Origin of the sequence: Pseudoalteromonas sp. C12FD-1 (assembly GCF_037414265.1) — a bacterium.
Taxonomy (GTDB): Bacteria; Pseudomonadota; Gammaproteobacteria; order Enterobacterales; family Alteromonadaceae; genus Pseudoalteromonas.
In genome coordinates this window covers 240,794-261,239 of the sequence record NZ_JBBEVD010000037.1, presented here as the reverse complement: position 1 = coordinate 261,239, position 20,446 = coordinate 240,794, and the positions used below count along the sequence as shown (strand labels likewise).

Annotated in this window: 17 protein-coding genes; 7 read left to right on the top strand and 10 right to left on the bottom strand. The window is 42.0% G+C overall.

The window, feature by feature from the left end; all coding sequences use genetic code 11:
• The first annotated feature begins 152 nt into the window (after positions 1–152).
• Entirely contained in the window at positions 153–1,691 is a 1,539-nt protein-coding gene (locus WDB87_RS03620) for a glucan biosynthesis protein (RefSeq protein WP_337849070.1), read from the top strand.
• A 699-nt stretch (positions 1,692–2,390) separates the two neighbouring features.
• Positions 2,391–2,951, top strand: a complete 561-nt coding sequence (locus WDB87_RS03615; protein ID WP_337849069.1) for a YrbL family protein — start codon at positions 2,391–2,393, stop codon at positions 2,949–2,951.
• A 66-nt stretch (positions 2,952–3,017) separates the two neighbouring features.
• Here the strand turns inward: WDB87_RS03615 and WDB87_RS03610 are convergent, their stop codons facing one another.
• The 7 genes from WDB87_RS03610 to WDB87_RS03580 form a co-directional block, all read right to left on the bottom strand.
• A complete protein-coding gene (locus WDB87_RS03610; protein WP_337849068.1) occupies positions 3,018–4,304 on the bottom strand; it encodes an allantoate amidohydrolase in 1,287 nt (428 codons plus the stop codon).
• Between the two features lie 14 nt (positions 4,305–4,318).
• Positions 4,319–5,548, bottom strand: a complete 1,230-nt coding sequence (locus WDB87_RS03605) for a pyridoxal-phosphate-dependent aminotransferase family protein (RefSeq protein ID WP_337849067.1) — start codon at positions 5,546–5,548, stop codon at positions 4,319–4,321.
• A 3-nt stretch (positions 5,549–5,551) separates the two neighbouring features.
• On the bottom strand, positions 5,552–6,376 hold the full coding sequence (locus WDB87_RS03600) for a sulfite exporter TauE/SafE family protein (RefSeq protein ID WP_004587085.1): 825 nt from the start codon (positions 6,374–6,376) through the stop codon (positions 5,552–5,554).
• Positions 6,373–7,947: a gamma-glutamyltransferase family protein gene (locus WDB87_RS03595; RefSeq protein ID WP_337849066.1), complete on the bottom strand. Its 1,575-nt coding sequence runs from the start codon at positions 7,945–7,947 to the stop codon at positions 6,373–6,375. Before WDB87_RS03595 ends, WDB87_RS03600 begins: the two co-directional genes overlap by 4 nt.
• On the bottom strand, positions 7,944–9,152 hold the full coding sequence (locus WDB87_RS03590) for an amidase family protein (RefSeq protein WP_337849065.1): 1,209 nt from the start codon (positions 9,150–9,152) through the stop codon (positions 7,944–7,946). Before WDB87_RS03590 ends, WDB87_RS03595 begins: the two co-directional genes overlap by 4 nt.
• A 336-nt stretch (positions 9,153–9,488) precedes the next feature.
• The gene (locus WDB87_RS03585; RefSeq protein WP_337849064.1) at positions 9,489–9,971 is read right to left on the bottom strand and encodes a putative 4-hydroxy-4-methyl-2-oxoglutarate aldolase; all 483 of its coding nucleotides are present in this window, start codon (positions 9,969–9,971) and stop codon (positions 9,489–9,491) included.
• A 3-nt stretch (positions 9,972–9,974) separates the two neighbouring features.
• Positions 9,975–10,628, bottom strand: coding sequence for a TetR/AcrR family transcriptional regulator (locus WDB87_RS03580; RefSeq protein WP_337849063.1), 654 nt, complete (start codon positions 10,626–10,628; stop codon positions 9,975–9,977).
• A gap of 175 nt (positions 10,629–10,803) precedes the next feature.
• Here WDB87_RS03580 and yddG point away from each other — a divergent pair, with 175 nt between their 5' ends.
• On the top strand, positions 10,804–11,724 hold the full coding sequence (gene yddG, locus WDB87_RS03575) for an aromatic amino acid DMT transporter YddG (RefSeq protein WP_337849062.1): 921 nt from the start codon (positions 10,804–10,806) through the stop codon (positions 11,722–11,724).
• Positions 11,725–11,744: 20 nt separating this feature from the next.
• On the opposite strand, the gene WDB87_RS03570 is transcribed toward yddG, so the two are convergent.
• The 3 genes from WDB87_RS03570 to WDB87_RS03560 all read right to left on the bottom strand — a co-directional run bounded on the left by WDB87_RS03570 (position 11,745) and on the right by WDB87_RS03560 (position 14,910).
• Complete coding sequence (locus WDB87_RS03570; protein ID WP_337849061.1) at positions 11,745–12,611, bottom strand: alpha/beta hydrolase family protein; 867 nt, start codon at positions 12,609–12,611, stop codon at positions 11,745–11,747.
• A gap of 199 nt (positions 12,612–12,810) precedes the next feature.
• Complete coding sequence (locus WDB87_RS03565) at positions 12,811–13,305, bottom strand: ankyrin repeat domain-containing protein (RefSeq protein ID WP_337849060.1); 495 nt, start codon at positions 13,303–13,305, stop codon at positions 12,811–12,813.
• Between the two features lie 66 nt (positions 13,306–13,371).
• Complete coding sequence (locus tag WDB87_RS03560) at positions 13,372–14,910, bottom strand: catalase (RefSeq protein WP_337849059.1); 1,539 nt, start codon at positions 14,908–14,910, stop codon at positions 13,372–13,374.
• 373 nt (positions 14,911–15,283) lie between these two features.
• Here WDB87_RS03560 and WDB87_RS03555 point away from each other — a divergent pair, with 373 nt between their 5' ends.
• The 4 genes from WDB87_RS03555 (at position 15,284) to WDB87_RS03540 (ending at position 20,339) form a co-directional block, all read left to right on the top strand.
• Entirely contained in the window at positions 15,284–15,955 is a 672-nt protein-coding gene (locus WDB87_RS03555) for an HAD family hydrolase (RefSeq protein WP_286248957.1), read from the top strand.
• 182 nt (positions 15,956–16,137) lie between these two features.
• Positions 16,138–17,859, top strand: a complete 1,722-nt coding sequence (locus tag WDB87_RS03550) for a purine-cytosine permease family protein (protein ID WP_337849058.1) — start codon at positions 16,138–16,140, stop codon at positions 17,857–17,859.
• A gap of 36 nt (positions 17,860–17,895) precedes the next feature.
• The gene (locus WDB87_RS03545; RefSeq protein WP_337849057.1) at positions 17,896–19,419 is read left to right on the top strand and encodes a mannitol dehydrogenase family protein; all 1,524 of its coding nucleotides are present in this window, start codon (positions 17,896–17,898) and stop codon (positions 19,417–19,419) included.
• Between the two features lie 2 nt (positions 19,420–19,421).
• Positions 19,422–20,339: a carbohydrate kinase family protein gene (locus WDB87_RS03540; RefSeq protein ID WP_337849091.1), complete on the top strand. Its 918-nt coding sequence runs from the start codon at positions 19,422–19,424 to the stop codon at positions 20,337–20,339.
• The last annotated feature ends 107 nt before the right edge of the window (positions 20,340–20,446 follow it).

Sequence of the window (20,446 nt, the reverse complement as noted above, 5' to 3'; positions counted from 1 at the left end):
CGCCGCTCCAAAAACAAATTAACTAAGCCAAATAACGTTATTTTAGTAAACGCGAGTTCATATTGCGGTGTGTAATATCTTTACACGCATTTTAAGTTAAGTGCTTGAACCGAGCACTTATTTTTAGACTCATTTTACTAGAGATACTCTTTATGAAGTTAAAGTTATTTATTGCCGCTATTATTTCTACCTCTATGTCGTTACACGCAGAGCCAGCTCAAGAAAGTGCTCATTTTACATTCGAAGACTTAAAAGCAATGGCAAAAGCCTCTGCCAAAAAGCCTTATTCGCCAACTGCAGTTCCTGCCCCTGAGCTTATTGATAAAATTACCTATGACGAACATTGGAAAATACGTTTTAAAGAAGATGAAACCTTATATCCAAATGGTAAAAAGGCTCCTGTGCAATTATTTTACCCTGGCCGATACTTTCCTGAGCCAGTAAGTATTTATATTAGGGATGATAAAAACAACGTTAAAGAACTGCCTTTTAGTAATGAGCTTTTTGATATGCCTGACGATAGCCCAGCCCACGACCTGCCAGAAGGGTTTGGGTTTGCAGGCTTTAGAATTATGCGCCCCGATATAAAACCAGATTGGATATCGTTTTTGGGAGCGTCTTATTTTAGAACTGATGGTCCACAAGGGCAATATGGTTTGTCGGCTCGCGGTATTGCAATTAATACCGGTATGAATCAACCTGAAGAATTTCCTCGCTTTTCGGCATTTTGGTTAGGCCCTGCAGAAAATAAAGGTGAGAGCATGTCTGTGTGGGCATTGCTTGAGGGGCCCTCTATCACCGGTGCTTATCGGTTTGGTTTAAGTAAAGACAACAAAGAGGCCAAAGGGCATATTACCTCTGTGAGTGCTAATTTGTATATGCGCGCCGATGTAGAGCGCTTAGGCATAGCACCATTAACGAGTATGTATTGGTACTCAGAAAAAGATAAAACAGAAGCTAAAGATTGGCGCCCAGAAATTCACGACAGCGATGGCTTAGCGATTCATACTGGATCGGGGCAGTACATTTGGCGACCGTTAAATAACCCTCAGTCGGTATCGACCAATAGCTTTATTGATGAGAACCCTAAAGGCTTTGGTTTAATTCAAAGGGATCGTGATTTTAATAACTATCAAGACGACGGTGTATTTTACAATAAGCGTTCTTCAGCATGGATAAAACCTCAGGGTGATTGGGGTAAAGGGGCTGTACAGCTAATCGAAATTCCTACAAAAGATGAAACGTTTGACAATATTGTTGCCTATTGGGTGCCTGAAAAAGAGGTACGTAAAGGCGATGAGTTTACCTTTTCTTATGATATTGAATGGCGTCCACTCGACCCAAAATCAAAAAAACTGGCAAGTGTTGTGAATACACGCCAGGGGCAGGGCGGAATTCCTGGTCAACCTATTCCTGAGGGCGTGAACAAAATGGTGATTGACTTTGAAGGGCCTGTACTTAAAGAGCTCGATAGAGAAAGCAGCATAAAGCCTATTGTTGAAGCCAGTAACGGCGAAATACTAGAGCCAATTGGCGCTTACCCTATAGTGGGTACCAACCAATGGCGTTTAGCGTTTGATTACAAGCAATCTAATAATAACCCAACGCATATACGCGCGTATTTAGTGGATAAAAATGATGAAGCGATAACCGAAACGTGGGTAAGTGACGCAAAGGTAACTATTAAATAAGACCTTAGATAAGCATTAAAGTAAAATGGGTGGCTATATAGTTGTGCGGTATATAGCCATTAACATTCACACCTTAGTAAGCATGTTGAATGGCAAAATAGACGAGAGGTTACTTTCGATGCTTAAGCTTAGCCCAGCAAATTTTGATAATTACTACAGCAGAAATTATTAGCATTATTGAAAAAGTGTGTTGACCAAAAGCTTGAAAAACAAGCCATACTGCAATAGTTATTAGTATGCAACTTATTGAAAATAAAATTTTTTTTAACATCCTATGTTCTCCATTTCCAAAATATCAAAGTATACGTATTCGTTTTTTATTAAGCTAATTATGAATGCTTATTATGAGGTCTAAGCGCGCTAATTAACAAATGTATGGCCGTATACACTTTTGGTTTATTTAATTATTACCCAGCCTAGTGTGATACTTGTTTCATAAGGCTATTTTATTTGTTTGTATACCCGCTGCCTTCTTAATTTAACTTGATATACCCTAATTTATAGCTAAAATGGCCGGCTTATTTAACGAGTGTACCTACTTTATTACTTACATAGTAATGAAAGCTGCATTAATAGATGTAAATATTAAGCGTGCAATTTTAAGGCGTGTCATTTACCTCGTTTTATACCAATCCTCAAAATAGATTACTTAATTAAGTGAATTGGTATTTGTAAATTTACGCTAGGATAAAAACGGTTTTGATAATATTAAATGACGATTTACTAATAGGTAAAGGCACTCACAGAGCTTGTTACAGGCACCCAGGTATAGATAATTTATGTATTAAAGTAAGTCATGAAGGGTTTTCTCACGAACAAGAGGAAGAGCTTGCATATTATCAGCGTCTTAATAACAAAAAAATTCAGTGGGATTTATTAACGCGCTATCATGGTGCGGTAGAAACCAATATAGGTAAAGGCTATGTGTTTGACCTGGTAGTCGATTCTAATAATCAAACTTCTAAAACGCTAGAGCATTATTTAAATGAGCCAAATAATGAAGCGTTAGCGGCTCCGCTATTAAAGTTAAAAGATTATTTAATACAAAATTTAGTTATTACCAAAGAAATAAAACCACGCAATATAGCGTGTGTTAATAATAACGGCACCATTGAGCGGTGTGTTGTTGTTGATGATATTGGTAATACCGAGTTTTTTCCTATTAGTAATTACGTGAGCACAATGGCCAAGTGTAAAATAGATAGAAGATGGCAGCGCTTTGAGGCGAGTTTAAATGAGCTCGGCTTAAGCCTAAATTAGGCTTTAAAATACAACCACGTAGTTTACTCGCCCTAGTTGCTGTACCATGCGCTGCACTGATGATAACTACTTCTCAAGATCTTTAATGTAAAGCACAAGTGCGCTGTACATTACGCTAAGGGCTTTTGTTACATCCTCATCAATGACAGCTTCTGCGGGGTGATGGCTTATCCCGCCAGGGCTACGTATAAACAACATACCAACGGGGCAAATTGGGGCAATAGCCATGGCATCGTGCCCGGCGCCTGAGGCAAGCGAAGGCGAGGCTTGGTTGTTAAGTTTACATGCGCTAGTAAATAAATGCTGAATTTGAGTATCACACGCTACGGCGTCGGCCGCATGTGTCCATTGCCAATCGAGCGTTAAATTACGCGATGTTGCAATGTGATCGGCGCGGGTGTGTATTGCATTAAGTAATACTGCTAGGTCGTTATCGTTTTGTGCGCGTGCATCAAGGCTAATGGTGGTTTTACCGGCAATAACGTTTGTAGCACCTGGGCGTGCTTGAATTTGCCCAACGGTGGCTACTTCGCCATTACTCGCACTTTTTGCTAGTTGCTCTATAGCAAGTGTCAATTCGGCGCAGCCTGCTAACGAATCTTGGCGTAAGTTCATTGGTGTAGTGCCTGCATGGCCGCTTTGACCTGTTAGGGTGATCATGGCGCGTTTGGCGCCAGCAATAGCGGTTACTACGCCTAACGCCTGATTTACCGATTCAAGCACAGGGCCTTGCTCTATGTGGGTTTCCCAGTAACCGAGTAATTCGTTTTTGTTAAGGGCGGCTTTAGCGTAATCATCAGGGTTTAGGCCAAAATCAAGCATGGCTTGGCGCATACTAATGCCATTTGTATCTTGTATATTTAACCACTGCGGGTCAAACTCGTTTGCCAGTGCTTTTGAGCCAATTAATGTGGTGGCAAAGCGGGTGCCTTCTTCATCACAAAAACCCACAACATCTAAATGAAACGGTAAATCAAGCTTAAGCGTATGCGCAAGGGCGGCTATTTCAATACCCAGTAATACCCCTAAAATACCATCAAATGCGCCGGCGTTTGGTACTGTGTCGAGGTGTGAGCCAATAATTAAACGTTTAGCATTTGGGTTAGATGACGCTAAGCGCCCCCATAAATTGCCGACTTCGTCCTGCCACGATTGCATACCCGCCTCAGCCATCCACGTGGCAGTTATACGGTTACACTCTTTGTGCTCTTTAGATAAATACACACGGTGAATGCCACCTTGCATTTGCGATAGGCCACTGAGCGTTTTACAGCGCAATAACGCGCGCGCGGCAAATTTATTAGCCAGCTCAGTGTTTAATAATGGCTCATGGAGGGGGCTTGCGATCGTCATGCTAAATCCTTTTTTTATTTATAATGGGCTAGGGCGGCAATAGCGGCTTCGCCTTTAGGGCCTTTATAGCCGTTGGCATGTAAGCAGGCATCTAGGCTTGCCAATGTTTGTAATACGGCATCTTTACGGGCGTTGTAACCCATGGTGCCAATACGCCAAATTTTGCCATGCAGCGGGCCAAACGAGGTGCCAATTTCAATACCAAAGTCAGTTAGCATTTGAGCGCGGACGTGGTCAGCATTAATGCCCTCGGGGATATACACACCCACTACGTTGTTCATTTTATGGTTTAAATCGCCAAATACATTTAAGCCTAGGGCTTGAATACCCGTTAGCATGGCATCGCCGTGTAACTTGTGGCGGGCAACGCAGTTATCTACGCCTTCTTCAATAACAATGCGCGCACATTCTGATGCGCAATACAGCATGCTGGTGGCTTCGGTGTGATGGTTAAGGCGCTCCTCGCCCCAGTAATTCATGATCATACCTAAATCAAAGTAGTTTGAGCGTACAAATGGCTCGGTGCCGTCGGTATGCTCTGCGGTACGAATACCCGCTTCTACTTTTTTGCGTTTTTGGATCCAATCAGCGCATTTATCGCTCAGTGTTAAAGGCGCAGAGCCAGAAGGACCGCCTAAACATTTTTGCAAACCAACCGAAAGCGCATCGAGTTTCCACTCATCAGCAGGTAAATCGTTACCTACAATTGAGGCGGTGGCATCGCAGTAAAATAATACGTCGTGCTTTTGGCAAATATCGCCAATGTGTTCAAGCGGTTGGTTCATGGTTGTAGAAGTATCGCCCTGTACCATAGCAAGTACATGGGGTTTTACATCAACAATGGCCTTTTCTATTTGTTCGGGGGTAAATACCTCGCCCCACGGGACTTCTATGGTGTGTACTTTTGCGCCTACGCGCTCGGCTATTTCAGCAAGTAAGTGGCCAAAGCGCCCCATAATAGGCACCAGTACTTTATCGCCGGGGCGTAAAATAGAGCATAAAACGGCTTCTATGCCTGCGCGCGATGTACCGTCAACTAACATGGTCCATTCGTTTTTGGTTTTAAATATTTCGCGATAGCGAGTCATGGTTTCGTTCATAAAACCCGTCATTACTGGGTCGTATTGGCCAATTAGCTGCGCCGACATAGCACGTAGCACGCGTGGATCTGCGTTTATTGGGCCTGGGCCCATGAGTAAACGCTGCGGCGGATTTAAAGTTTGAATTTGCGTGTTGCTAAACATGTTTTAGGCTCCCAGAGTCTGAATAAGCATACGAATGCCCGTTATCATTAATACAACGGCAAAGGCGCGTTTTAATTGTTTTTGATCTAGCTTGCTACCAATTTTTACGCCAATAGGGGCAAACAAAATAGTAAGCGGAATAATAAGTATAAAAGCAGGTAGGTTTACAAGGCCCCACGTGCCAAGCGGCGCATCGGTGGGTGTAGTACCAATACTTAATAAAGTAATAACGCCCGGTAGCGCAATTAATAAACCAAATACAGCAGCGGTGCCAACGGCAACATGAGCACGTACGTTAAACGCGTTTAGCATGGGTACGCCAATCGTGCCGCCACCTATGCCAATCATGACCGATAAGCCACCGACAATACTTGCCATAATGCCTTGGCCAAATTTACCTGGTAATTTACTAACAAGCGCAGGGGCGCCAGCTCTAAATAACATGTTTAAGCTAACTAAAATGGCAATACAGGCAAACATAAGTACCAACGCATTACCACGTATTGAGTGCGCTAAGTAGCTACATATAACGGCCATTACCAAAATAAACGGGGCCCAGTATTTAATTAAAGCAAGGTCGATATTGCCCTTGGCATGGTGCGAGCGAATCGACGAAATAGAAGTAGGCACTATGGTGGCAAGCGATGTGGCAGTGGCTATCATCATGGCCGACTCAGGGCTTACGCCAAAGCCTTGCAGTAAAAAGTACAGCACAGGCACAATTACTATGCCGCCGCCTACACCAAATAGGCCTGCTAAAATACCTGCAAAAATACCGGTTGCTATTAAGGCCGCTATAATCGGCCATTGATTTATTATTTCTGTCATTGTGTTCCTGCTGTAGTTACTGTTGCGCGACCATCTGAACGAGGATCGGTGGCTGCTTCAAGGCTGGTAGGCGTATCTAAAATGGCACCTGCATGACCCATCATTTCATTGTTATTATCAACGCTTACCCAGTCGTGGTCACGTTGATTTAATTCATGTTTAACTTGAATTACTAAGCTTTGCTCTACCTTTAAGTTTGTGCTTGTATCGCCCCAGGTGCGCCCTAATAACCAACGCGGATCGCTTACTGCTTGGTTAATTGATTTATTACGCCACGCGTAACCTGTAAATACTGCGGCTTGTGTTTGAGGTTGGCCTTCACCGCCCATAGTGCCGTAGGCAAGGCGCCTGCCGTCATCAAATTTTGCTAAAGCTGGGTTGAGTGTATGAGCTGGTTTTTTATGTGCTTTTAAGGCATTGACATCGTTGCTATTCAAACTAAAGCTTAAACCGCGGTTATTCCACACAAAGCCGCCTTCGCTCATGAGTATTCCGCTGCCAAATTCCCAGTAAACACTTTGAATAAAGCTCACGAGTTGGCCGTTTTTATCCCGTGCTGCCATCCAAACGGTATCGCCTGGCTCAGCACTGAACGGCCATTGCTTGGCTTGGTTCATATCTATATTGTTGGCAAGCTGATTTAGGCGCTCATCGGTTAGTGCATTTTTATAATCATCGCTAAGCGCATCTGGGTCAGCCCAAAGTGTAGGGCGGTGCGTAAAGCTTTGTTTGGTTGCCTCAACAATTAAGTGCATCCAATCGGCCTCTGTTTTGGCTAAGTGTTTTAGTTTATTAACCGCGCCAATTATTTGTAGAGAATGCACCCCTTGTGTAGGTGCGGGTAAGTTATAACAATGAATACCCGATAAATTAGCACTAAGTGGTGTCACTACATCTGCTTTTGTATTGGCAATGTCGGCTGGGGTAATAATACTGCCCGCAGCTGCTAAATCGCTGGCAAATGAGTCGGCAAGTTCTCCTTCATAAAAAGCGTTTAAGCCGTGTTTTGCCAAGTGTTCAAAGGTATTGGCAAGTTTTGGGTTTTTAAAATGTTGCCCTGCTTGTAAAGGTTTACCATTGGGGATGTATAGTGCTTTAAAGGCATCGTTAGTATTGGCAACACTTGCTAGTTTTTCGCAGCCAGCTTGCAGGCTTTTTGATACTGTGAATCCTTCGCGAGCAAGCTTAATAGCGGGCGCTAAAATAGTACTTAGTGGTAGGGCTGCGTGCTCATCTACCTCAAGGGCTTTTTGCCAGCCACGAAGCGTAGCCGCTTGAGTCAATGCGCTTAAACCGCCACGCTCTGGTATCTGTTGCTCATTACTGTAGGCGCTTATATCGTTTGGTGCGCGCCCGCAGGCATCAATGGCAGTGGGTATACTTTGGTCTTGGTTATCAATAAGCCAAAAACTGTCGCCGCCAATCGAGTTCATATGTGGGTAAACCACGCTAATAGCAGCCGCTGCCGCTACCATGGCCTCAACGGCTGTACCGCCTTGTTTTAGTATTTGGGTGCCTGCCTCAGTTGCTGCAAAATGCGGGGCAGTAAAGGCAATGTTGTGTGTGCTCATGCAAGTGTGTCCTGTTTAAAGTGTGCAGCTAATTGTTGTACGCAGGCAAGTAGGCTTTTATCGTTGCCGTGGCTCATCATTAATGAAAACCCATACGGGTGGCCATTTTCTAAATTAGCCAATGGTAAGTGCACTTGCACCGAGCGGCTCAAGCCCGCAATGGCCGATAAGGTAATAATTTGCATACGTAGGGCGCTTGTGTCGGCGCCCAATTTAGGTGCAGTTGTGGGTGTGGTTGGCAAAAATAAACAACTGTTTGTGTTTAGGTTTTTAGTTATTAGTGTTTGCCATTGGGTTTGTACTTTTAGTGCTTCTTGTTCTTCTTGGGCGGTTAGTGCTAATGCCATTTTAAAACGTGCCGCAATTGCCGGAGCAAACTGGGGAAGTTGCCCTGGCAATTGAAGCCAATCTTTATGCGTTTTTGCGATTGCTCGCCCTTGCAGTATTCTAAAACTATCAGCGAGCTCGCTTAACAAGTTGCTATTAGGCAGTTCAAATTTTTTATGGTGTTTAAAATAAGGCTTGGTTTTTTCAAGTAGTTGTTTAATAGGTGCTTGTAAAGCAGGGCTTACTAGCTCAAATAATGGCTCGCAAATAACTAAAGTATCAACGTTATTAATAGTTTGATTTGGTAACAATACATTGCCTACATCGCTTAGTAGCTTTGCACTTTGCGTAAGCCAGCCAATGGTATCAAATGGGGGCGCGAGCGGAATTAGGCCGTCTTTTTCAATGACGTTATGGCTTGGCCTTATACCAAATAAGCCGCAATAACTTGCGGGTATTCTAATAGAGCCGCCCGTATCGGTACCTAAGCCAATATCGGCTAAGTTAGCCGCAACGGCGGCCGCCGAACCCATACTCGAACCGCCACTTGCATGACCGCTAAGTTTTGGGTTTTGTGCCGCCCCATAGTGAATGTTATTACCCTCTAAGCTATAAGCAAGCTCATCGGTATGGGTAAAGCCTGTAAAGCTACAACCCTCATTCATTAACTTATTTACCGCACTTGCTGTTTGCTGAGCAGGTTTTGCTGCTTTAAACCAGCTAGGGTTACCTGCGCTGTTGCGATCGCCTTTAACAGCAAATACATCTTTTACCGCAAGGCGCTTATTTACTAATGTGCCGTGAGTTTGTGTTTGCCATGCTTTTGGACCATGGTCACAAAAAATACCGGTTAAATTATTATGTGTTTTGGTACTCATATCACCACTCGTTATAAAGTAAATCTGACCAACTGGTTATAATCAGATTTAGGGTGGTTAAAAAGACGAATTAGTTATTATTATTTTTCAGCCCACTGCGTAACATCTTATTTTTATTTTACAGAGCCTGATCCGCTTTTTAATCGGTTAGCCTATTATATTGCCTAAAAGCTAAGCAAAAGCAATGCCAAATACAATAAAGTTGTCCGCTCGGTCAGGTTTTTGTGGGTTTGTATGGTATTTATAAAAATTTAAGTAATAAATAGGGTGTAATTTAGGGGTAAAAACACACCAAGTTGGTGCGTGTCTGCACCATCTTGGTTGTAAGTTATGGGTTTACAATAGTGTGTGTGGGCTAATAATTAAGCCGTTTACATCGGCGTATAACCAATCATTTGGCTTAATTATGGTACTAAGCATGGTCACTTTTTGGTTTTTATCGCCAAAGCCACGTTTTAGAGTACTGCGCGGGGTTGAGCCCAGCGCCATAACCGGTAAATCCATAGTGGTAAGTATTTCTATATCGCGGCAACAGCCGTTAATAACAACGCCTTCCCAGCCATTTTTTAACGCGCGTTCAGCCATTATATCGCCTATAAATGCATAGCGTTTGCTAGCAAAGCCATCAATAACTAATATTTTTCCCTTACCGTTTTCATGCAGTATATCGGCGGCGAATGAATTGTCTTCTGGGCAGGTAACAGTGACTGCTTGACCACTAAAGGTGGTTTTTTTACCAAAGTGGCGCAGGCCGCTGTCGGCTACTTGTACGCTTTCGCGGTGATCGTCAAATAAATCGGGGGTTGTAAAGTTATCCATAGGTTAAGCCTCACTTTGCTCGGGTATTTTTAAGCCAATACCTTTTAAAATTATGTGGGCAGTTGATTGCGTTATTTGTGCCACATCGGTTTCGTCGTATTCTAATTTGTTCATTACGAGTAGCACTTCAGCCTGAAAATCGGCGTAGTACTGTGTAGTTGACCAAATGGTAAATAATAAATGGTAAGGGTCAACATTATCCATTTTGTTTGCATCTATCCAGGCCTGAAACACGTCTACTTTTTGTTTTACCCACGGGCGCGTGTTGGTTCTAAAATAGTTTTGCAAATACGGAGCACCGCGTAGTATTTCACTGGCAAATAAACGTGATTGCAGCGGCTGATTTACGGCAAGTATTACCTTGCTCTTAATATAGTGATAAAGCACACGTGCAGGGTCGTCCTCAGGGGTTACGTTATCTAAGCCTAAGTTCCAGTGGGCAATAATGCGGTCTATTACGTTTTCGTATAGGCCGTCTTTGCTTTTAAAATAATATAAAATATTGGCCTTAGGAACGCCTGCTTCTTTGGCAACCATGCTCATACTGGTGCCATCGTAACCAAGCTGAGAAAATAATTGCTCGGCGGCATCGAGTATCAATGTTTGGTTTTTTACTCGGGTGAGTTCTTTTTTATTTGGCTTTGTTTGTGTGCTCATTATGGCGATGCTGTTTTTAAGGTGTTGAATGATTGTAACTTTACTGACCAAAAGGTCAAACACTTAAGTGCAGGCTAAAAACGCCTTTATAACAATAAATGATGGGCAACAATTGTTTAAACCAGTAATTACTGTTAGCGTTACGTCAAACATAAGTAGTACTTTTAGGTAGTTAATGGACTTTTTTTCTAATCATAAATACACACTTTATGGCATTGCCGCTATTTTATTATGGAGCTGTTTAGTGGCTCTGCTTAGGGATGTATCGGAGTTATTTGGCCCCATAGGCGGGGCGGCACTAATGTACAGTGTAAGCGCGCTGTTTTTAATGTTGGTAATGGGGCGGCCTAAGTTTGCTGGATTTAATAAGCGTTATATTATTTGGGGGACTGCCTTATTCGCACTTTATGAAGTGTGTTTAGCGTTGTTTGTGGGGCTGGCTAATAATCGCCACCAAGCGGTAGAAATGGCCGTTATAAATTACTTATGGCCCACGCTTACTATTTTACTCAGTATTATCGTTAACCGTAGTAAAGTAAGTGTATGGATTTACCCAGGTATGCTGCTTGCCTTTTTTGGTGTTGCATGGTGTGTTGGTGGTGACAGTGGTTTATCTGTTAATAGTATTATGGGCAATTTTGCAAGTAATCCCACGGCTTACTTGTTGGCGTTTGTAGCCCCTTTTATATGGTCTGTTTACTGCGTAGTTACTCAAAAAAATAGTAATGGGCAAAATGCCATTGTGCTGTTTTTTATTGCCACAGCGCTAAGCTTATGGGTGTTGTATGGTTTAAGTGACGAGCCAAAAATGACCTTTACACTACACGCTACCGTGACGCTTATTTTAGCTGGTGTGGTTGTTGGCAGCGGGTATGCCCTTTGGAACCAAGCAATTATTGGCGGTAACTTAATGTTGCTTGGTACGCTTTCGTATTTTACGCCGGTTTTCTCGGCGATTATTTCAGCCCTTTATTTGTCTATTACGCTTAGTGCCTCGTTTTGGCAAGGGGTAATAATGGTCACTGGCGGCTCACTCGTGTGTTATTTTGTAACCCGTGAAAAACCAATTAAAAACCAAGTTAATGTTGTAAATTAACGGTGTAAACGCATCCTTTTTTAGCTGTGTTTGTTTAGCCAATTAAGTGCCAGTGGCCATAGTCCATCTGATTTTTTACTAAAAAACTTCATATGGCCAATTTCTTTTAAGCCATAGTCGTGTGGGTTTAAGGTTAACTTACTCGCTTTTAATTTAGGGAATACCGAGAGCATATCGACGACATTCGCGTTATTTGCAATGTCGTCGTCGGTAGCATTAACCCAAAGCGAGGGCATAGCAAGCGTGTTGTAACAGTGTTGAAATACGGTATCGCCAAATGCCGATTGCACATAACCTTGCGCGTTACACCATTTTTGCCACTGCTTAGCAACGCCTTTAGGTAGGGGCTCGCCCATCCCAAACCATTGTGATTTAGTATGGCCAAATAGTGCGTTACTGAGAGGAATAACCCCATTCATAAAAAAGTGCGCTTTAACTTGATACGCCAGGCGCATATTGGTTAATTTTCCTGACGAGCAAGCAAAGTTAAACGCTGAGCTTAACTGTTCTGCATTATGCATAAGCCCCACTAATTGCCCGCCGGCGCTGTGGCCAACTAAATGATATGAAGTATCAGGAAAGGTTTTTTGCAAATACTCAAGCACGGCTGGCATGTCTTGCTCGCCCCAAGTTTGTAAGTTGGCCTTACTTTTTTTAATACTGTGGTTAAGCGATTGGCCAATACCTCGGTTATCAAAGGTAATTACGCCAAAGCCATGCTGCTGTAAGTAAGTAGCAAAGTTTGCATAAAACTGTTGTTTTATACCGGTAGCAGGGGCAATCATCACCGCACCTTTAACAGGGCTGGTGGGTGTAAATATACGGGCGCTTAGGGTTTGCCTGTCGTTACAGGTTATAGTGGTGTGCTCAAAGTGTGGTGCGGTCATTAGAATTATTATTTCCCATATAAAGTACATAGGTAAAAATAATAACTGGTTAGACCAGTTTTATCAAGAGGGGTAGGCATTGTATAAACCACGCCCCAAATGAAGTGGGGCGAGAGGAAGGTTTAAATATTTAAATAACTATGGGAGTGAACTTGTTTTCTAAATCTTGCTATTTGCATAAGCACAGCATAGCTGATCTTTAATTAGATTTACTGTTTACCTGTGCGAGTAAGTCGAGTACTTTTTGTTGACCAAAAGTTTGTGCAAATTGTTCAGCGGTTTGGCCTGCTTTGTTTTGATGTGCGTTATCGCAATCAAGGCTAACAAGTGTTTTAGCTATGCTAAATTCGCCTCTAAATATAGCAGCCATTAGGGCTGTGTTACCGCGGTTGTCTTCAAGGCAGGCATTAGCGCCTAATTGCAATAAGGTGTTTACCGTATTTTTATTGCCGTGGTAGGTGGCAATCATTAGCGCGGTGTAACCTTTGTTGTTGTAACTATTAATAGGAATGCCAGCATCAACAAATTGCGTTATTACGGCGGTGTCGTCGGTGCGTGCGGCTGCAAAGTAATAAGCAAGTAAGCTGTCGTATTGCGACTGGGCGGTGCTTTGTTCCGTTACAGGGCTTTGTTGTTCATTACCAAAGCTTGAAAAGCTCATCACTAAAGTAAATATAATAAGTAATTTACGCATACTGTTTACCTTTTTAAAAAGAGGAAAGCTAGGCTTTCCTCAATAACTTACAGGTTGGGTAAAATATTAAAGCTTAGCGGCTAGTTGCTTAACTTGTTTCATGTCGCCGTTTACAGCGTTAGTTAAGCGTGTACCGTATTCGCTATCTGCTTTGTAGAAGTGGCTAAGCATTTTGTGCATAACTTTGCTGTCTTTCACTTTGCCTAAATCGCCGGCTAAGTTGTTAACTAAGTTAGTACGCTCTTGCTTACTAAAGCTGCGGTAAAGTACGCCAGCTTGAGCAAAGTTTTGCTGCTTTTTAATCGCTGCTTGTTGTACGTAACCTTTAAGCTCTGTGTTACTTCTACGTGCAATTGGGTTTTCTGCAACATTTTCGTGGCTAGGTTGGTAGTTCACGTTGCTTGTTGTATTACCGTAGTTCATTGCGCCGTCTTGGTTGTAGTTAACCACTTCAACTTTTGCACGGTTAATTGGCAATTGTTGGTGGTTAGCACCTAAGCGGTACATTTGCGTATCGGCGTAAGAGAAAACACGCCCTTGTAATAGTCTGTCTTCAGATGGTTCAATACCAGGAATTACATTTGCCGGTGCCATTGCAACTTGTTCTGTAGATTGGAAGAAGTTAGTTGGCATACGGTTTAAGGTCATTGTGCCTACTTTAACTTCTTTTACATCTAACCACATTTTTGTTGCATCTAATGGGTTGTAGTCAAAGTCATCTAACTGCGACGGATCAAGTGTTTTAATGTATAGATCCCACTTAGGGAAGTTGCCTTTACCAATCTCGCTGTATAGGTCGCGTGTTAAGTGTTGGAAGTCTTTACCTTGCACTTCGTTTACTTCTTTAGCATCAAGGTTGTCTATACCTTGTTGGCTTACCCAGTGGAATTTAACGTATTTAACATCGCCTGATTTATTGATCATTTTGTATGCGTGTACGCCCCAGCCGTCCATTTTACGTAGGCTTGCTGGTGTACCGTAGTCACTGTAAACCCACGTTAGCATGTGAGTTGAGCCCGGCTCGTAAGAGAAAAAGTCAAAAAAGCGGTTAGGATCTTGAATGTTATCTACCGGAGATGGCTTTAACGAGTGAACCATATCTGGGAATTTAATCGCATCACGAATAAAGAACACTGGTAAGTTGTTACCTACTAAATCCCAGTTACCTTGGTCTGTGTAAAACTTAGTAGCAAAACCACGTGGGTCACGCAGTGTTTCTGGGCTACCTTTTGAATGAATTACTGATGAAAAACGTACAAACACATCAGTTTCTTTGCCTGCTTCTGCAAATGGTGCAGCAATTGTTAAGTCATCTAATTCTTTAGATGCTACAAACACACCGTGAGCACCAGTACCACGTGCATGTACTACACGCTCAGGAATACGTTCACGAGCAAAACGTTGTAGCTTTTGAATTAGTTGTACGTCTTCAAGTAATACACTGCCGCGCTCGCCAGCAGTAATTGAATTTTGGTTATCGCCAACAGCTGCGCCGTTGTCTTTAGTAAGGGTAGTTGCGGCACTTGCAGGTAATGCCATTGCTAAAGCTAATGCGCTTAGCGTTAACGTAGATTTATTATTAATAGTATTTTTTTGAGTATTCATTGTCGACCTCATCTGTATAAAAGTGCCGGCAGTGTTGCTGGCTGTTTAACTGTTAACGAGTGTATTAACAAAAGTGAGTTCGGTAAAATTGATTGTTTAGATTGGAGTAATCATAAATTTGGATTGTTGTTTGTTAGCTGCCTTCTATTTTCTAAATAGCGATTTTGCAATGTTCGACCTTAGTCGTAATTGCAATTTTGAAATCAATGAAAATACAGACAATTTCATATTTAATGAATAAATATTCACCACTGTGGTGCGTTTTTCACTAACAAGATGTTGACTTATTATAACAATAAAGAGAATATGCTCACTTGCTGGGCTTATGCTCAAGGTGGGGTTGCACCAAACTAGGTGCATAAAAAGGGGCAATATGAATACTAAAATAGAATTAGTTATTTTTGATTGTGATGGCGTTGTTATAGATAGCGAAATATTAAGCGCGCAAGTGTTAATAAACATGCTTGCAGAGATTGGCGTTAATATTGACCGAGCCTATGTACAGCAATATTTTTTGGGCTGTAATTTTAAAACAGTGACCCAAAACTTATTCGATACCTTTAACGTGTCCTTAGCTGAGAGCTTTGAAGCCGATTACCGAGAAGCATTATTAAACGAGTTCGAAACTGCATTAATGCCAACAAATAGCATTAAAGAAGTTTTACAACACCTAGCGGTACCTTGTTGTATTGCTACAAGCAGTAGCCCTAAGCGCACAGCTAAAGCACTGAATGTTGTAAATCTTGAGCAGCACTTTAATAAGGTATTTACCTCAAGTGAGGTAAAAAATGGTAAGCCCGCACCCGATTTATTTTTACATGCCGCTGAGCAAATGGGCGTGAAGCCTCAAAATTGTTTAGTGATTGAAGATTCAAAAGCCGGCGTGAGCGCCGCACTTGCCGCCAATATGCAAGTTTTGCATTACAGTGGTGGCGGGCATATGCAAGATGCAGTGAACTTTGTTCACCAAGCTTACCCAGAGGTAGCGCATTTAACACATTGGGATGACTTTTATAAGCAGTACCCAGCATTACAAACACAGTAATAGAATATCAACGTTGAGCTTTATTACACTGACCAAGCTTAACGTAACAATGCATTAATTATTAAGTAGTTATAGTAGTAGCATTATAAAAAGGCACGGTGTTTTACTCATTGTTAATCTAAATAAAAAACACTTATTTAAATTAACAGTTAGGGCTGTGCTTAAAACAATAGGAAAATACCATGGCATCAAGTCCACACACACAAACATTTAACGATGTTAACGAAGAGCAATTGCCTGTTGCTAATCATAAGCTTCATGGTTGGAAGCACTTTGCCGGTTTATACGCTGGTGAACATGTAGCTGCAACCGAGTTTGTTATTGGTGCAACTTTTGTTGCATTAGGCGCATCAACCATCGACATTCTATTAGGTCTATTAATTGGTAACCTATTAGCAATGTGTTCGTGGTGGCTAATTACCTCGCCAATTGCGGTAGAAACACGTTTAAGTTTATACAACTACCTAAATAAAATTGCCGGTAACTCAATGACCAAGCTCTATAACTGGGCAAACGTGGTCATATTTAGTGTTATATCCGCCGCCATGATCACGGTATCGGCAACCGCAGTACGGTTTTTGTTTGATATTCCCGCGCAACTCGATTGGTATCCTAACAGCTTAGCATTTGTGGCCATTGTATTATCGGTTGGCTCTATAGTTGTATTTGTGGCTATGTATGGTTTTTCAACCGTTGCTGATTTTTCTAAAATTTGTGCTCCATGGCTATTTGTTATTTTTATAGCAGGCTCGTTTGCATTGTTCCCAGAGCTTTCTAATCATGTATTAGGAGCAACCACGCTAACAGGGTTTGATGACTTTATGGCAATAGGGGATTCATCAATCTGGACCGGCACAAACGCTGATGGCGAAAAAGGTATTGGCTTATTAGAAGTGATTGGTTTTGCATGGGCTGCAAACTCTATTACTCACTTTGGCTTGATTGACATGGCAATTTTTAGATTTGCAAAACGTAAAAGTTACGGTTTGTTTTCAGGCGTAGGTATGTTTTTTGGTCATTACATTGCATGGATCTCGGCCGGTATTATGGGCGCAGGTGTTGCGGTATTACTTAAAACAACTATTTCATCACTTGATCCGGGTGATGTTGCTTACCACGCATTAGGCTGGACGGGTTTTGTAATTGTAATTATTGCAGGCTGGACAACAGCTAACGCCAACCTTTACCGTGCAGGCCTTGCTGCGCAATCTATTTTTGTTGACCAATCACGTGAGCGTACAACCGCTATTGTCGGTGTTGTAACTGTTATAATTGCGTGTTTCCCGTTTGTATTTTCGCAAATGTTACCGCTTTTAACTTACGCAGGCTTATTAGTAGTGCCGGTGGGCGGCATTGTATTTGCTGAGCATGTTTTATTTCCTAAAATTGGTTTAACTCGTTACTGGGCTAAATACAAAAACATTACACGCAGCGTACCGGCCATTGCCTCTTGGGCATTAGCACTTGTGTTTGGCTTTGGTTTAAATGCAATTGATGTAATGTCGTTTTATTACCTATTCATCCCTACGTGGTTCTTCACTATTGTTGTTTACACGCTACTGGCTAAAAAATACGGCGCAGATGAAGACTACAGCAAAGAAATTGCAGCAGAAGAGCAAGAGCAAAAAGACATTAAAGAGTACCAGGCAGGCTTGGCTGAAGATGTTCAAGCCCCTGTTGTGGATAACTCTATGCTAACTAAAGTATTGAATGCTGTTTCTACCGTTTCGTTACTTATTATTTTTGGCTTTGCCAGCCAAGTTATGTTTTTTAGTGACAGCATGAGCATTTACGCAGGAAATAAAACGCAGTTTGAAATTGCCTGTTTTATTTGCACCATTATTTATTTTGCAACCGCTTATTGGTCGCTATTGCGCCATAAAGCACTTAATACTGCATCTTAATTTTAAATTTTAATATTGTTTTAGTAAGGCCGCACCATGACGCAACACCAGCACACTGACGCTCTTGTTAAAGGGCTAAACCAACAGAGCTTGGCAGATATGCCAAGCCATGTAGATACACCAAACTACGACCGCAGTAAGCTAAAAGCGGGTATAGTTCATATTGGTGTGGGCGGTTTTCACCGTGCTCACCAAGCTGTGTACGTTAACGAGCTTTTAAAAACGCCAGGTGCTGAGCAGTGGGGTATTTGTGGTGTAGGCTTATTAGAGGGTAACCGTGGTCTGCGCGATATTTTAAAGCAGCAAGACTACCTTTACACGCTTACAGTAAGGCACCCAAATGGGCAAATAGATAACAAAGTTATTGGCTCTATGATTGACTTTTTGTTTGCCCCAGAGGACAAGCAAGCGGTTATTAATAAGCTAGCGCACAGCGATACACACATTGTGTCGTTAACCATTACCGAAGGCGGCTATAACTTTAACCCAGTAACGGGTGAGTTTGACTACTCAAACCCAGACATTATTAACGACATTAATAACCCTAACGACCCAATCACGGCGTTTGGTTACATTACTGCTGCGCTAAAGTTGCGTAAAGAACAAGGCCTTGATGCGTTTACAGTACAGTCGTGCGATAACATTCAGCACAACGGTAGTGTAACGCGCAAAATGTTACTTGCCTTTGTAGCCGAGCAAGACAAAGAGTTAAGCGAGTGGATTGCCACTAACGTTACGTTCCCAAATGCAATGGTTGACCGTATTACGCCAGTATCTAAGAAGAGCGATATTGATTACGTTGTTGATGCTTACGGTGTTAGCGATGAGTGGCCAATTACGTGTGAATCGTTTACTCAATGGGTGATTGAAGACTCATTTTGCTGTGGACGCCCAGATTGGGATAGCGTAGGTGCACAATTTGTAAGTGACGTAACACCTTTTGAGACGATGAAAATTCGCTTATTGAATGCAGGTCATTCAGTATTGGGTTTACTAGGCTCTGTTCATGGCTATGGCACAATTGACGAAACAGTATCCGATCCTTTATTTGCAAAGTACCTACGTGCGTTTATGGATAAAGAAGTAACGCCTAACCTAGCGCAACTAGAAGGCATTGACCTAGAAATCTACAAAGACACACTTATAGAACGCTTTGCTAATCCTAACATTAAAGATAGCTTATCGCGTATTTGTTCAGAAAGTGCAGCTAAACTACCTAAATTTTTAATTGCCACTATTAACGAAAACTTAGCGCAAGGCCGTGATGTGTCACTTGCTACACTGGTTATTGCTGCATGGTGTTTTTATAGCGACAAAGAAACAGATGAGCAAGGCAATACCCTTGAAGTAATTGATGCAATGCAAAGCGAGCTACATGAAGCCGCTGCTAAAACGGCCACCGATGACCTTGCATTTTTATCGCTAACAAGCCTATTTGGCGATTTAAACATGCAAAGCGCATTTACGTCTCACTACAAAAATAATGTAGAAGCGTTATACGCACCGGCAAGCAAAATAAAAGCAATTATGAATAACGTCCTTGAGCCTAAAGGTAATTAATGATGAGCATTTTAATTGATTCTAAACAAGGTAAAGACGTAAGCGTAAGTTGCTTTGGCGAAGTGTTATGGGATTGTTTTGCAAACGATAAACGCTTAGGCGGCGCGCCGCTTAACATGTGTGTGCGTATTAACTCACTGGGCATTAAAGCCGACATGATAAGCGCGGTAGGTAACGATGAACTTGGTACTGAGTTACTCAGTGAAATTAAAAACAAAGGCGTAAGCTGCGAATACATTGGCGTTAATAACGACAAAAAAACCAGCACAGTACAAGTTACTCTAGATAAAAGCGGCTCAGCCAGCTACGAAATAGTTGCCGATACTGCGTGGGATAACATTGAGCTTACTAACTCACTTATTGAAAAAGTAAAAGCCAGTGATGTATTTGTATTTGGTAGCCTAATTGGCCGCAGCGAAGCCTCACTTGCTACATTAAACCAGTTGGTTGATGTGGCTAACTTTAAAGTGTTTGATGTAAATTTACGTGCACCGCATTACACGCTAAAAACATTAGTTGAGCTAATGAACAAAGCCGACTTCATCAAATTAAACGATGAAGAGCTTTACGAAATTGCTAAAGCAATGGGCTGTAAGTTCCATTCACTTGAGCAAAACTTAGCGTTTATTGCAGAGCAAACTAGCACCGAATACCTTTGTGTAACCAAAGGCAGCCACGGTGCGCTACTCACTATTAAAGGTGAGAATTACTATAACTCAGGTTATTTAATTAGCGTTGTAGATACAGTTGGCGCAGGGGATTCGTTTTTAGGTTCGTTAATTTATCAGCTTTGTAGTAGCGATTGTGCTCAGCACGCTGTTGATTTTGCTTGTGCCGTAGGCGCTATGGTTGCACAAAGCGCCGGTGCGACACCTACATTAACGCATGAACAAATTAATGAGTTTATGAGCCCAGCTTAATGTAACAAATCACAGTTACACCCAATCATTGTGTGTGTAAGCGGTTTTACTTTTATAGTAAAGCCGCTTTTTTTTGCTTTAATTTTTATTTATTAAGCCATTTAGAT

What these genes read in the sequence shown, in the direction of transcription:
- WDB87_RS03620 (WP_337849070.1), top strand. Translation starts at nt 153, where the DNA reads ATGAAGTTAAAGTTATTTATTGCCGCTATTATTTCTACCTCTATGTCG.
- WDB87_RS03610 (WP_337849068.1), bottom strand. Translation starts at nt 4,304, where the DNA reads ATGACGATCGCAAGCCCCCTCCATGAGCCATTATTAAACACTGAGCTG.
- WDB87_RS03605 (WP_337849067.1), bottom strand. Translation starts at nt 5,548, where the DNA reads ATGTTTAGCAACACGCAAATTCAAACTTTAAATCCGCCGCAGCGTTTA.
- WDB87_RS03600 (WP_004587085.1), bottom strand. Translation starts at nt 6,376, where the DNA reads ATGACAGAAATAATAAATCAATGGCCGATTATAGCGGCCTTAATAGCA.
- WDB87_RS03595 (WP_337849066.1), bottom strand. Translation starts at nt 7,947, where the DNA reads ATGAGCACACACAACATTGCCTTTACTGCCCCGCATTTTGCAGCAACT.
- WDB87_RS03590 (WP_337849065.1), bottom strand. Translation starts at nt 9,152, where the DNA reads ATGAGTACCAAAACACATAATAATTTAACCGGTATTTTTTGTGACCAT.
- WDB87_RS03585 (WP_337849064.1), bottom strand. Translation starts at nt 9,971, where the DNA reads ATGGATAACTTTACAACCCCCGATTTATTTGACGATCACCGCGAAAGC.
- WDB87_RS03580 (WP_337849063.1), bottom strand. Translation starts at nt 10,628, where the DNA reads ATGAGCACACAAACAAAGCCAAATAAAAAAGAACTCACCCGAGTAAAA.
- yddG (WP_337849062.1), top strand. Translation starts at nt 10,804, where the DNA reads ATGGACTTTTTTTCTAATCATAAATACACACTTTATGGCATTGCCGCT.
- WDB87_RS03570 (WP_337849061.1), bottom strand. Translation starts at nt 12,611, where the DNA reads ATGACCGCACCACACTTTGAGCACACCACTATAACCTGTAACGACAGG.
- WDB87_RS03565 (WP_337849060.1), bottom strand. Translation starts at nt 13,305, where the DNA reads ATGCGTAAATTACTTATTATATTTACTTTAGTGATGAGCTTTTCAAGC.
- WDB87_RS03560 (WP_337849059.1), bottom strand. Translation starts at nt 14,910, where the DNA reads ATGAATACTCAAAAAAATACTATTAATAATAAATCTACGTTAACGCTA.
- WDB87_RS03555 (WP_286248957.1), top strand. Translation starts at nt 15,284, where the DNA reads ATGAATACTAAAATAGAATTAGTTATTTTTGATTGTGATGGCGTTGTT.
- WDB87_RS03550 (WP_337849058.1), top strand. Translation starts at nt 16,138, where the DNA reads ATGGCATCAAGTCCACACACACAAACATTTAACGATGTTAACGAAGAG.
- WDB87_RS03545 (WP_337849057.1), top strand. Translation starts at nt 17,896, where the DNA reads ATGACGCAACACCAGCACACTGACGCTCTTGTTAAAGGGCTAAACCAA.
- WDB87_RS03540 (WP_337849091.1), top strand. Translation starts at nt 19,422, where the DNA reads ATGAGCATTTTAATTGATTCTAAACAAGGTAAAGACGTAAGCGTAAGT.